Here is a 12,068-nt window from a genome sequence, read left to right on the forward strand (position 1 = left end):
CGGCTTACACCTGCATGATCTCTGCTTGTTTGGCTTCGAGAGCCTTATCGATTTTTTCAATTGCCGCATCGGTCATGGACTGAATCTCTTCGGACCAGATTTTCTGGTCGTCTTCGCTCATGCCGTTGTTTTTGGCTTTCTTGACCTGATCCATACCATCACGGCGCACGTTGCGTACAGCCACACGAGCCTGTTCGGCGTAATTGCCTGCCACTTTGGCGAGATCCTGCCGACGTTCTTCGTTCAGTTCGGGGATCGGCAGGCGGATGGTCATGCCATCGCCCACAGGATTGATCCCGAGACCGGAGTTCCGGATTGCCTTTTCGACAGCGTTGATCAGACCTTTGTCCCAGACCGTCACGGTAATCATGCGGGGTTCGGGAACATTGACGGTACCGCACTGGTTCAGGGGCATCATGGAACCGTAAGCGTCTACCATCACCGGCTCCAGAATAGAGGCCGAAGCCCGTCCGGTACGCAGCGAAGCAAATTCGGTTTTCAGCGCAGTCATTGCGCCATCCATGCGACGTTTCAAAGCGTCTACATCAATTTCAATATCGTCACTCATAGCTCTGTCTCCAAGCGCGGGTCTCAGCCCACTTTCGTATATGTGCCTTCGCCGCGCAAAATACCAGCAAAGCCGCCGGGTTCATCCAGCGAGAATACCACGATCGGTTTGTGGTTGTCCCGCGCCAGCGCAATCGCCGAGGCATCCATCACTTTAAGATGCTTTTGCAGCACCTCGTCGTAAGACACTGTATCATAACGCACAGCATCGGCATGTTTTTTCGGATCTTTGTCGTAAACCCCGTCTACCTGTGTGCCTTTGAAGATGGCCTCGCAGGACATTTCATTGGCGCGCAGTGTCGCGGCGGTATCGGTTGTGAAGTAAGGGTTACCGGTGCCCGCAGCAAAAACGCAGACCCGTTTCTTTTCCAGATGGCGCACGGCGCGGCGGCGGATGTAGGGTTCGCAGACCTGATCCATCGGAATGGCGCTGATCACTCGGGTAAATACCCCTAGGCTCTCAAGTGCGCCCTGCATGGCCAGCGCGTTCATCACTGTGGCCAGCATCCCCATATAATCGGCGGTGGTCCGTTCCATTCCCTGTGCGCTGCCCTGAAGACCGCGGAAGATGTTGCCGCCCCCGATCACCAGACAAATCTCAACGCCCAGATCGTGAACAGATTTGATTTCGTTGGCAATTCTCTCGACAGTGGGGGGGTGCAACCCGAACCCTTGATCGCCCATCAACGCTTCGCCGGAAATTTTCAGAAGGACACGTTTATATGTCGGTTTCTGCTCGTCATGCGATGCGTCAGCCATGCGCGATTCCTCGATTTTGGTGCTTCGGCGCAAACTGTCTCATAATCGCGCGTGATTCAATGGCAAATTGCGCCCTGATCCCCTAAGAGAATTCCCGACCACGACCTTTAGACAGCGATGTTGCGAAAGATATGACACAAAGCGATGCACCGATCCTGATAGCTGGCCCGACAGCTTCGGGAAAATCCGCTCTGGCGCTGCGGCTGGCTGCGCTCACAAACGGTTGCGTGATCAATGCTGACGCATTGCAAGTCTATGACTGCTGGACAGTTCTGTCAGCCCGCCCGGATGCAAGCGAAACCGCGCAAGCGCCCCACTGGCTTTATGGACACGTAGGTAAATATGAAAGCTACTCCACGGGGCATTGGCTACGGGATGTGGAAACCTGTCTGCATGACGCCCGTGCCCAAGGTCTACGTCCCATCATAGTGGGGGGAACGGGACTGTATTTCGGCGCACTGACCCGAGGGCTGGCCCCAATTCCGCCGGTGCCTGACCATATCCGCTCTGCCGGAAACACATTGCGACTGGAAACCGGCAAAGACGGGTTTCTGTCCGATCTGGAACGGGAAGACCCCGAAACACTGGCCGGTCTTGATGCCAACAACCCCGCCCGCCTGCAACGGGCCTGGGAAGTTCTGCGCGCTACGGGCAAGGGGTTGTCCCGCTGGCAGGCCGACACCCCGCCCCCGCTGGTTGACCCGCAGCAGGCTGTGCGCCTTCATCTGGATGCAGACCGCGACTGGCTGGCAGAGCGGATCGGACGGCGGTTTGATTTAATGATAGAACAGGGAGCACTGGAAGAGGTCAAAGCCTACATCGCCGACGGTTGGGACGAAACGCTTCCCTCTGCTCAGGCGATCGGCGCGAAAGAGCTCGTCGCCTATCTGCGACAAGAGCTGGACCTGACAACCGCAATTGATCTGTCGAAAACACAGACCCGCCAATATGCCAAGCGGCAGCGCACATGGTTCCGAAACCGGATGCGGGAATGGACAGCACTCGATCCGCAAAATGATATTTCCGATCAAGAGCTTGAAAAATTGGCTTCAAGCTTTTCTTGATTCGATTCGCAGATTGGGCTTTAGTACCGGCATAAAGAATAAATTTTGATATTTTCGACGCCAAAAGCGAGCCTCTCATGGATGATGAAAGCCCAACACTGATCCGGGACACTGAACAACGGGTCTTTGTCGGCTCGCTCGCTGGGACCTTACGCTCCAGCCATCCTGAACTGCGGCTTGATAGCGTCAACGGCTTGCATAAATTCTTCTGGATCTCCAAAGGCAACGGACGGTGCATGATCAACGGGGTCACGCGGTCGTTCGGGCCGAATACAGTGATATTCATTCCCCATGACGTCCCCCACCGGCTGGAACTGTCCACGAATGTTTACGGTGTCGTCGTCACGGTTGATCCGAAAGTGCAGGTTGTCCTGCCGGATCATTCGGTTTTCATGCCGATCCTGAACCTGATGGATCAGAAACAGATTGCCAACCGCTTTGATCGCATTTCAGCAGAGTTCAACACCAGCGGGATCGGGCGCAATCTGGCTGTAGAGTACCTTGTGGGCCTCTTGTCGGTTCATCTGGCACGGATGGCACAGAAACACTTCAAAGAACCCCAGACAAACGCGGCCCAGCGCCTGATGGAAGCCTTCGTTAATATGCTGGAAAAAGATTACCGGACCGGACGCACGCTGGCGGAATATGCAAAGGTTCTCGGGGTTACGCCCACGCATTTGACGCGCGTATGCCAGCAGGTGAACGGAAAGTCTGCCTCGCGCTTGATACAGGAGCGGGTTTTGGCAGAGGCCCGCATGATGTTAAGCAATACAGACCATAAAATTCTGGAAATCTCGAACCAGCTCGGCTTTTCCTCGCCTGCTTATTTCACGCGACTGTTTTCCGCGAAACAGGGGCAAAGCCCCAAGGCTTACCGCCAGACGGCGCAAAAATAAGATGAACCGGCGGGGCTGAACCGCCTCGTGTCTCTGTCGTCCTAGTTGCAACTAAGTTGAGCTGCATTCACCTGAACGTGAGTATTCTCACCTGACTATGTCGTGGAAACGACACTCAATGTCGTTTTCCTGCCTCTAAAACCCACCCAAAGCGAGTGTCCTGTTAAGACGGCGGAGGGAAGTAACTGAACAGCATTCAAGAACATAAGCGGCAATTCGGACGGGCCCGCCAGCCCGCGATTTGGGCAAAACCGCAATTCGTGCTATTCTTAATAAAACAAAAAAAACTTGGTCTATCAGGGAGAAACATATGACCTCGACTCGCTCTAATCTGCACCCCGCAGTGGAAATGTACGCCAAGGAACACAAAGCGGGACTTCTGTCCCGACGGGAATTCCTATCGCGCGCCACAGCGCTCGGGGCGACCGCTGCTGTTGCCTATTCACTGATTGGCACCCCGATGGCAGAGGCAGCAGCCCATGGCGCCAAGCCCAAGATGGGTGGGACAATGCGCATCCAGATGACTTGCAAGGCGCTGAAAGACCCGCGGGCCTATGACTGGTCCGAGATTGCCAATTTCACCCGCGGCTGGCTGGAGTATCTGGTGCAGATCAACGCCGACGGCTCTTTTGAAGGGCGCCTGCTGGAAAGCTGGGAAGCCAATGAAGACGCCACAGAAATCACCCTGAACGTGCGCAAGGGCGTAAAGTGGAACAATGGGGATGATTTCACCGCTGAGGATGTGGCCCGAAACATCCGCGGCTGGTGTGACAAGGCAGTGGAAGGCAACTCCATGGCCGGTCGCATGGCAACTCTTATTGGTGAGGACGGAACCGCGGCCGAAGGTGCGATCACCGTTGTGGACTCCCACACTGTTTTGCTGAAACCGTCCGATCCCGATATTACCCTTATCCCGGGCATGGCCGACTATCCGGCAGCGATTGTTCATTCCTCTCATGATCCTGAAAACATGGTTGGCAATCCGGTAGGTACCGGACCCTACATTCCGGAATCCTTCGAAGCGGGGGTTAAGGGCGTTGTGGTACGCAACGAGAACCACACATGGTGGGATGCCGAAGCCAACGGCCCTTACGCAGACCGTATCGAATACATCGACTTTGGCACGGAACCTGCCGCATGGGTGGCAGGGGCTGAATCCGAGGAATACGATATCGGCTATCGCACAGATGGTGAATATATCGAAATCTTTGAAACACTTGAAGGCTGGAACCGCTCTACCACAGTGACCGCCAACACCATCGTTGCCCGCTGCAACCAAGTGGCCGAAGTGGAAGGCATGGTGCCATATAAGGACAAGCGGGTGCGCAAGGCGCTGGCCATGGCCGTTGACAATGCCGTGGTGCTGGAACTGGGCTTTGCCAACAATGGTGAAGTCGCCGCAAACCATCAGGTGGCACCAATCCATCCCGAATACGCGGATATCGGTCCCCACGTGCATGATCCCGAAGGTGCGAAAGCGCTGATGGAAGAGGCCGGAATGGCTGATTTCGAGCACGAACTGATATCGCTCGACAGTGACTGGCGAAAAGACTCCACTGACGCCATCGGCGACCAGATCCGTCAGGCCGGAATCAAGATCAAACGGACTGTACTGCCGGGTTCAACATTCTGGAATGATTGGGCGAAATACCCGTTCTCGACCACCAACTGGAACCAGCGCCCGCTCGGGATTCAGGTGCTGGCTCTTGCCTTCCGCTCCGGCGAAGCCTGGAACGAAAGCGCCTATGCCAACCCCGAGTTCGATGCCGCTGTAACAGAGGCTATGGCAATTGCAGATGCAGATCAGCGCCGTGAGGTTATGGCGCGACTGGAGCAGATGCTTGTTGATGACGGGGTGATGATCCAACCTTACTGGCAGAGCGTTAACCGCTTCTACCGCGATGGTGTAGTGGGCGCAGAAATGCACCCGTCGTTCGAGATCCACGTACACAAGATCGGCTTTGCCGCCTGACACGAAAAGACAAAAAGGCCAGAGCATTGCTCTGGCCTTTTCCGTCACGCTTAGCAGTTGACTGACGACCAACCAAAAACCAAAGGTCCGGACCCTGTAAATGCCCAGCCAGTCTGGGAGACAACGGTCACGCGACCCAGCGACAGGGAAATCTATGGGAAGATTTATTCTCCGGCGAACAGGGGTCATGCTACTGACTGCCCTGTGTTTGACGTTCATCGTCTTTTTCATGACCAATCTTCATCCGAACCTTGAAAAACTGGCGAAGACCGAAGGCAACATGCGCATGACCGATGAACAGGTCGAAAGCTGGCTGGTAAATCGCGGGTATACCCAGAACGTTTTTGTTAAGTATGGTCAATGGCTTGGGGTAATGCCTTCACCCCGCTTCGAAGTCGGAGATGAAGTCTATACCCGCTGTTCCCGCCCCGGTGTCCCGCTTGAAGAAACGGGGCGCTATTGTGGTGTGTTGCAGGGCAACTTCGGGTTTTCAACTGTTTTCAAGGGCGAGGTGTCAGGGATCATAGCAAAGCGCCTGTCTCTTACCGGATGGCTGATGCTGTTTGTGCTGATCGTGATGGTGCCTATGGCACTGGTGATCGGCATTCTGGCCGGCATGCGGGAAGGATCGCGCACGGACAGATCGCTTTCAACTTTTGCAATCGCCACGACGGCAACGCCGGAATATGTGTCCGGCGTGATTTTTGTGGTGTTGTTCGCATCCTCGCGCACCGGCCTGTCCCCGATCCTGCACGAATGGGGCTGGATCGAAAAGAAAACCATGTTCAAAGGGCTGGCATCAACCGCTGCCAATGACATTACTTTTGCCAACTTCACCCTGCCCGTTATGGCGCTGGCGCTTTACGGGGTGGGGTATATTGCGCGGATGACACGGGCCTCTATGGCCGAGGTGATGACCGCGCAATACATCCGTACCGCCCGGCTCAAAGGGGTCAGCTTTCGCAACATCGTGCTCAAACACGCGCTGCGCAATGCGCTGATTGCGCCTTTTACCGTCATCATGCTGCAAATCCCGTGGCTGCTGACCGGCGTTGTGATTGTCGAAACCCTGTTCAACTACAAGGGCTTTGGCTGGACACTGGTTCAGGCCGCCGGAAACAACGACATCGAGCTGTTGCTCGGGGTTTCGGTGGTGGCCGTTCTGGTGGTGCTGGTGACGCAGCTCATATCCGACATCGGGTATGTTTTTCTCAACCCGCGCATCCGCGTCAGCTAAGGAAGGGACGACATTATGGAACCTCTCACATCCCTTCAGATCGTCGGCTATGTGTTCATGCAGTTCATCCCTGTCTGGGTCGGAATGCTGGTGATTTTCGCCCTGTCGATCATGACCAAAAACAAGACCGGACTTTATGGCAAGCTGTTTGACAGCCCGATTGGAATGGTCGGCTTTGCGCTGGTGCTGTTCTGGGTGCTGACCGCCATCTTTGCCGATTTCATTATGACCCATGCCGCATTGGAAACCGCGTCGGGTATGAAAAACAAACTGCCTGGCACGCCGTTGCGCGGTGCGGCGGAAGGCGATTTCCAGTGGTATCTGTTTGGCGGCGACAACCTTGCGCGGGATGTGTTCTCGCGCATGGTGGCTGGTTCCCGGATCGTGCTGATCATTGCACCTGCGGCCACGCTGTTTGCCTTTATGGTGGGTATCACCCTTGGCCTGCCTGCGGGATATTTCGGCGGGCGCGCGGATACGATCCTGTCGTTCCTGGCGAACCTTGTGCTGGCCTTTCCGGTGATCCTGCTGTTTTACCTGCTAGTCACACCGGAAATCCGCGCTGCGGGGGCGGAAATCCGCATCTGGGGCGGCAATACTTGGGTGACGTCGATCCCGAATATACTGGCGGCAATCCTGTTCCTGTTCCCGATCCTGTTCCTGCTGATCCTGTTCCAGTCGCGGTTTTTCACCCGCCCGATGCTGCGCAACATTCTGATTGCCGGCACGTTGCTGGTGGGGGCATGGATGTATTCGGGACTGGCGTTCAACGCCGACCCTCTCGGCCTGCTCGGGATGGACCCGAACCTGTTGAACATCTTTGTCTCGGTGGTTTTTGTGAACTCCCCGACCGTTTTCCGGATCGTGCGGGGACTGGCGCTCGATATTCAGACGCGGGACTATGTGGCAGCGGCCCAGACCCGTGGCGAAGGTCCGTGGTATATCATGCTCTGGGAAATCCTGCCCAACGCACGGGGCCCGCTGATCGTGGATTTCTGCCTGCGGATCGGCTACACCACCATCCTGCTGGGGACATTAGGCTTTTTCGGCCTTGGCCTCTCGCCGGAAAGTCCCGACTGGGGGTCCACCATCAACGAGGGGCGCAAACTGCTGACCCTTTATCCCCACCCTGCCCTGATCCCTGCCCTTGCCCTGATGTCCATGGTGCTGGGGTTGAACCTGCTGGCCGATGGCCTGCGTGAACAATCACTTAAAGACTAAGGGAGAGCGGAATGACAAAATGGGATTATGACGGCCCGATCCTCGAAATCGAGAACCTGTCGATTTCCTTCTTTACCCGCGCCGGAGAGATCCCCGCGGTGATGGATTTCTCCACCACGGTCATGCCCGGCGAGGCAATGGGGCTGGTCGGGGAATCCGGCTGTGGCAAATCCACAGTTGCGCTGGGGGTGATGCAGGATTTGGGGAAGAACGGTCAAATCGTGGGAGGCTCCATCAAGTTCAAAGGGCGCAATCTGAACGCGATGAGCGAGGAAGAGTTGCGCGACCTGCGTGGCTCGGAAATCGCGATGATCTACCAAGAGCCGATGGCCTCTCTCAATCCGGCAATGCGCATCGGCAAGCAACTGATGGAAGTGCCGATGATCCACGAGGGCACCTCCAAGGATCAGGCCCGCAAGATGGCAATCGAAGTCGTCACCGATGTGAAACTGCCCGATCCGGAGCGTATTCTCGACGCCTATCCGCACCAGCTTTCGGGCGGGCAACAGCAGCGTATCGTGATCGCAATGGCACTGATGTCCAAACCATCGCTGTTGATCCTAGACGAACCGACAACCGCATTGGACGTGACGGTAGAGGCAGGGATCGTCGATCTTGTGAAGGGGCTGGGCGAGAAATACGGCACCTCTATGCTGTTCATTTCCCACAACCTCGGGCTGGTGCTGGATACCTGTGACCGTCTGTGTGTGATGTACTCCGGCGAGGCGGTGGAAACCGGCTCGATCGAAGATGTGTTCGACAAAATGCGCCACCCCTACACGCAGGCGCTGTTCCGCTCTATTCCGCTACCGGGTGCAGATAAAAACGCCTCCCCGCTAATCGCCATTCCGGGGAACTTTCCCCTGCCCCATGAACGGCCGCCGGGCTGCAACTTTGGCCCGCGCTGCGATTATTTCGTCAACGGGCTGTGCAACAAAGGGTCGATCCCGATGGTCGCCGTAGAGGGCGGCGGGCGCGACCGCCACGAAAGCCGCTGCCTGCGCGTGGACGAGATCAACTGGAAGGCCCCGCCTGCCGTGGCAGACAACACCAAAAAGACAGAACCGGGTGAAGTGGTTCTGAAAGTCAAAGGGTTGAAAAAATACTACGAAGTCGCTGCAAATGCCATATTTGGCGGTGGCGATGTTCGGGTTGTGAAAGCCAATGAGACCCTGTCGTTTGAGGCCCGCGAAAGCGAGACACTGGCCATCGTGGGGGAATCCGGTTGCGGGAAATCCACGCTCGCAAAGGTGCTTATGGGGCTGGAGACCGCTACGGACGGTTCCGTCACGCTGAACAACGACCGGATCGAAGACACCCCGATTGAAAACCGCGACACAAAAACCGTCGCCTCGATCCAGATGGTGTTCCAGAATCCGTTTGACACGCTGAACCCCTCTATGACGGTAGGCAGCCAGATCATCCGTGCGCTTGAGATTTTCAAGGTTGGAAACACCGCCGCCGAACGCCGCCAGAGGATGCTGGAACTGCTCGATCTGGTGAAGCTACCCCGCGCCTTTGCGGACCGGATGCCACGACAGCTTTCGGGGGGGCAGAAACAGCGGGTCGGCATCGCGCGGGCCTTTGCGGGATCGGCGCAGATTGTGGTGGCGGACGAACCTGTGTCCGCGCTGGACGTATCTGTGCAGGCGGCGGTGACGGATCTGCTGATGGAAATCCAGCGGGAGAATAAAACCACGCTGCTGTTCATCAGTCACGACCTGTCCATCGTGCGCTACCTCGCAGATCGGGTCATGGTGATGTACCTTGGTCACGTGGTGGAAATGGGCACAACAGGAGAAGTCTTCTCTCCGCCCTATCACCCCTACACCGAGGCGCTGCTCTCTGCTGTGCCGATTGCCGATACCAGCGTGCTGAAAAAGCGGATCGTTCTGGAGGGCGACATTCCGTCCGCCATGAACCCGCCAAGCGGTTGCCCTTTCCAGACGCGCTGCCCCCATAAGGTAAACGTGGCGGGAAACCTGTGCGAAACCGAGGTGCCCCCAATGCGCGATCTGGCGGGCAGCCAGCAGATCAAATGCCATCTGGCGCAAAGCTATCTGGACCAGATGGAGCCTGTCATCAAAATCGCGGCAGAATAACACTGGTGCGTGTTTTGCAGGAAACAGGGTGACAGGGCAGATGGGCGGGTGGCATATTTGCAGGATCACTCCTCAGCACAGGCCCGCCCATGTCCCGTTTCGCCCCCCTGCCCGAACCGCCCTATTACGCGGTCATTTTCACTGCGCAACGCAAGGGTGCGGATAACGGTTACGGCGCAATGGCCGAGAAGATGGGCGAATTGGCCGCCGCCCAGCCCGGTTATCTCGGGGTGGAATCCACTCGGGATGCGGACGGTCTGGGGATCACCGTATCCTACTGGCAGGACGAAGCAGCGCTAAAGAACTGGAAACAGGTGTCAGAACATCTTTTCGCGCAAAAGATGGGGCGCGAGAAATGGTATGACCATTACACCCTGCGCGTTGCCAAAGTGGAACGCCATTACGACGGACCGGAGGGGCGTTAGTCAATCCCGCTGCGGCCCGCCTTTTTGCGCGAACATACGTGCCAGCGGGGCCGCAGAAATGCCATGCGCCAGAATGGACAGTAACACCGTCACCACCACACAGGCCTGTATCTCGTCCGCGAACGGGATATCGTAATCCTCTACCACCAGCAGAGCAAACAGGATCGAGGCCAGCCCCCGTGGCCCGAACCACCCCAGAAACAGGCGCTCTCGCAGGACCAGATGACTGCCCAGCAGCGACAGCATGATCGGGATGATCCGCACCACCGTCAGGAACAGCACCGCCAGCAGGACCGCCGACAGGCTGAGGTGTGCGATGCCCACAGGCAGCAGCACCGCACCGAAAATTACAAAGGCCCCGATGGTTGCAAGCTGGCCCTGACTTTCCATGAATTCGGTGATGAAACTGGCGTCATAGCGGTAGGTATTGCCAAAGACTGCTCCAGCGACAAAGGCCGCGATAAATCCGTTGCCCCCGATGACCGAGGCCAGCAGATAGGCGGCAAAGGCCGTCGCAAGAAAGACAATCGCCTCGCTTTCCTCATTGGCCCAACCCGCCTTCTGCGCACGGTTCATCGCGCGGGCAATGCCCCAGCCAACAGCCAGACCCGCCAGTGGCCCGAGGATCACCTGCAACAGCGCATCAAGCGCCAAGGCTCCGGTTCCGCCACCGCTGCCAGCTAAAATTGCCCCGAACAACACAAACGGCAGCGCCAGGCCGTCGTTCAGCCCGCTTTCCACATTGATGGTCTGGCGCAAACGGTCCGGCAGCCTGTCGGAATTGACCACACTCGCCCCCAGAGCCGCATCTGTCGGGGTCAGCACCGCCGCAATCAGCAGCGCCACAGCCCAGCCACCTGTGGGAAAGATTACATAGGCCACCAACGTGCCCAGCCCGATGGTAAGCGGCATCCCGATCACCAGCATCCGCAGCGGCAGGAACACGCTCGCCGCGAGATGTTTGGGGCGAAAATGGCTCGCATCCGCGAACAGGACGATAATCAGCGTCACCTCTGCCACCACGCGGGCGATTTCCCGAAGGGCATGGTCCTCTGCCAGTAAACCGATCGGATAGGACATGGCGAATCCGGTGGCCGTGAAAATCATCGGCAGGGTAATCGCGGATTTCTCCAGTCGCGCCGCAGACAGCGCCCAGAGGATAACCACGCAAAGCAACCCGAGCACCAAGAGTTCTGTTGGCATATCCTTACCCCGTTAATGACCGGTCCCTATCCCGTTGAAAAAACCTAGCCCTTCCCGATTGCAATTTGCAAGCACTGCTCCTGACACAAAATGTCAGCACAGGCAGGCTACACCGGAACAACCAGTTCCAACCAACCCCGAGAGGACATTACAATGATCGACCATTCCGGTATCAGCGTTTCGGATTTCGACGCCGCCACAGATTTTTATCTCGCAGTTCTCGCCCCTTTGAGTGGGAAAATGCTGATGGAAATTCCGACCGAACACACAGGAGGCGTGAAGGTAGCCGGATTTGGCCGCGACGCTGCGACCTTCTGGATCAGCGAAAACGGACAACAGAAACCTCCGATGCACGTGGCCTTTGCCGCAAGAAACCACGCCGAGGTGGATGCCTTCTACAAAGCGGCCATCGCTGCGGGTGGAGTAGACAACGGCGCACCCGGCCCGCGCCCCCATTATCACGAACATTACTACGGGGCTTTTGTGCGCGATCCGGACGGCAACAATGTGGAAGCTGTCTGTCACGCGCCCCAATCCTGAACATCTGAGCGACCAAGCCCACCGGCAGCCTGTCCTGCCGGTGGCACATGCGACACCTCTCGCGCTTGTCAGTTGCGTCCTG

11 protein-coding genes are annotated in these 12,068 nt (G+C 57.0%); 8 read left to right on the plus strand and 3 right to left on the minus strand.

Annotated elements, in window-relative coordinates; genetic code table 11:
- Nucleotides 1-4 precede the first annotated feature (4 nt).
- Nucleotides 5-568: a ribosome recycling factor gene (gene frr, locus C0U40_RS16635; protein ID WP_101656940.1), complete on the minus strand. Its 564-nt coding sequence runs from the start codon at nucleotides 566-568 to the stop codon at nucleotides 5-7.
- A gap of 23 nt (nucleotides 569-591) precedes the next feature.
- Entirely contained in the window at nucleotides 592-1,326 is a 735-nt protein-coding gene (gene pyrH / locus C0U40_RS16640) for a UMP kinase (RefSeq protein WP_069299408.1), read from the minus strand.
- A 131-nt stretch (nucleotides 1,327-1,457) separates the two neighbouring features.
- Between pyrH and miaA the strand changes: the two genes are divergently transcribed.
- The 7 genes from miaA to C0U40_RS16675 all read left to right on the plus strand — a co-directional run bounded on the left by miaA (nucleotide 1,458) and on the right by C0U40_RS16675 (nucleotide 10,243).
- The gene (gene miaA, locus C0U40_RS16645; RefSeq protein WP_101656941.1) at nucleotides 1,458-2,390 is read left to right on the plus strand and encodes a tRNA (adenosine(37)-N6)-dimethylallyltransferase MiaA; all 933 of its coding nucleotides are present in this window, start codon (nucleotides 1,458-1,460) and stop codon (nucleotides 2,388-2,390) included.
- A 77-nt stretch (nucleotides 2,391-2,467) separates the two neighbouring features.
- Nucleotides 2,468-3,286: an AraC family transcriptional regulator gene (locus tag C0U40_RS16650; protein ID WP_101656942.1), complete on the plus strand. Its 819-nt coding sequence runs from the start codon at nucleotides 2,468-2,470 to the stop codon at nucleotides 3,284-3,286.
- A gap of 310 nt (nucleotides 3,287-3,596) precedes the next feature.
- Nucleotides 3,597-5,258 carry an ABC transporter substrate-binding protein gene (locus tag C0U40_RS16655; protein WP_101656943.1) on the plus strand — a complete coding sequence of 554 codons (1,662 nt, stop codon included), beginning with the start codon at nucleotides 3,597-3,599 and terminating at the stop codon, nucleotides 5,256-5,258.
- Nucleotides 5,259-5,412: 154 nt separating this feature from the next.
- Nucleotides 5,413-6,495: an ABC transporter permease gene (locus C0U40_RS16660; protein ID WP_101656944.1), complete on the plus strand. Its 1,083-nt coding sequence runs from the start codon at nucleotides 5,413-5,415 to the stop codon at nucleotides 6,493-6,495.
- Between the two features lie 15 nt (nucleotides 6,496-6,510).
- Nucleotides 6,511-7,716, plus strand: coding sequence for an ABC transporter permease (locus C0U40_RS16665; RefSeq protein WP_101656945.1), 1,206 nt, complete (start codon nucleotides 6,511-6,513; stop codon nucleotides 7,714-7,716).
- An 11-nt stretch (nucleotides 7,717-7,727) separates the two neighbouring features.
- Entirely contained in the window at nucleotides 7,728-9,818 is a 2,091-nt protein-coding gene (locus C0U40_RS16670) for a dipeptide ABC transporter ATP-binding protein (protein ID WP_101656946.1), read from the plus strand.
- 89 nt (nucleotides 9,819-9,907) lie between these two features.
- Entirely contained in the window at nucleotides 9,908-10,243 is a 336-nt protein-coding gene (locus tag C0U40_RS16675) for an antibiotic biosynthesis monooxygenase family protein (RefSeq protein ID WP_101656947.1), read from the plus strand.
- On the opposite strand, the gene C0U40_RS16680 is transcribed toward C0U40_RS16675, so the two are convergent.
- The gene (locus C0U40_RS16680; RefSeq protein WP_101656948.1) at nucleotides 10,244-11,446 is read right to left on the minus strand and encodes a cation:proton antiporter; all 1,203 of its coding nucleotides are present in this window, start codon (nucleotides 11,444-11,446) and stop codon (nucleotides 10,244-10,246) included.
- 90 nt (nucleotides 11,447-11,536) lie between these two features.
- On the opposite strand from C0U40_RS16680, the gene C0U40_RS16685 reads away from it, so the two are divergent.
- Complete coding sequence (locus C0U40_RS16685; protein ID WP_353616048.1) at nucleotides 11,537-11,986, plus strand: VOC family protein; 450 nt, start codon at nucleotides 11,537-11,539, stop codon at nucleotides 11,984-11,986.
- Nucleotides 11,987-12,068: the final 82 nt, after the last annotated feature.

The organism is Neptunicoccus cionae, from assembly GCF_002860325.1.
Taxonomy (GTDB): Bacteria; Pseudomonadota; Alphaproteobacteria; order Rhodobacterales; family Rhodobacteraceae; genus Amylibacter; species Amylibacter lutimaris.

What these genes read in the sequence shown, in the direction of transcription:
- C0U40_RS16685 (WP_353616048.1), top strand. Translation starts at nt 11,537, where the DNA reads ATGTCAGCACAGGCAGGCTACACCGGAACAACCAGTTCCAACCAACCC.
- C0U40_RS16680 (WP_101656948.1), bottom strand. Translation starts at nt 11,446, where the DNA reads ATGCCAACAGAACTCTTGGTGCTCGGGTTGCTTTGCGTGGTTATCCTC.
- C0U40_RS16675 (WP_101656947.1), top strand. Translation starts at nt 9,908, where the DNA reads ATGTCCCGTTTCGCCCCCCTGCCCGAACCGCCCTATTACGCGGTCATT.
- C0U40_RS16650 (WP_101656942.1), top strand. Translation starts at nt 2,468, where the DNA reads ATGGATGATGAAAGCCCAACACTGATCCGGGACACTGAACAACGGGTC.
- C0U40_RS16670 (WP_101656946.1), top strand. Translation starts at nt 7,728, where the DNA reads ATGACAAAATGGGATTATGACGGCCCGATCCTCGAAATCGAGAACCTG.
- C0U40_RS16655 (WP_101656943.1), top strand. Translation starts at nt 3,597, where the DNA reads ATGACCTCGACTCGCTCTAATCTGCACCCCGCAGTGGAAATGTACGCC.
- frr (WP_101656940.1), bottom strand. Translation starts at nt 568, where the DNA reads ATGAGTGACGATATTGAAATTGATGTAGACGCTTTGAAACGTCGCATG.
- pyrH (WP_069299408.1), bottom strand. Translation starts at nt 1,326, where the DNA reads ATGGCTGACGCATCGCATGACGAGCAGAAACCGACATATAAACGTGTC.
- miaA (WP_101656941.1), top strand. Translation starts at nt 1,458, where the DNA reads ATGACACAAAGCGATGCACCGATCCTGATAGCTGGCCCGACAGCTTCG.
- C0U40_RS16665 (WP_101656945.1), top strand. Translation starts at nt 6,511, where the DNA reads ATGGAACCTCTCACATCCCTTCAGATCGTCGGCTATGTGTTCATGCAG.
- C0U40_RS16660 (WP_101656944.1), top strand. Translation starts at nt 5,413, where the DNA reads ATGGGAAGATTTATTCTCCGGCGAACAGGGGTCATGCTACTGACTGCC.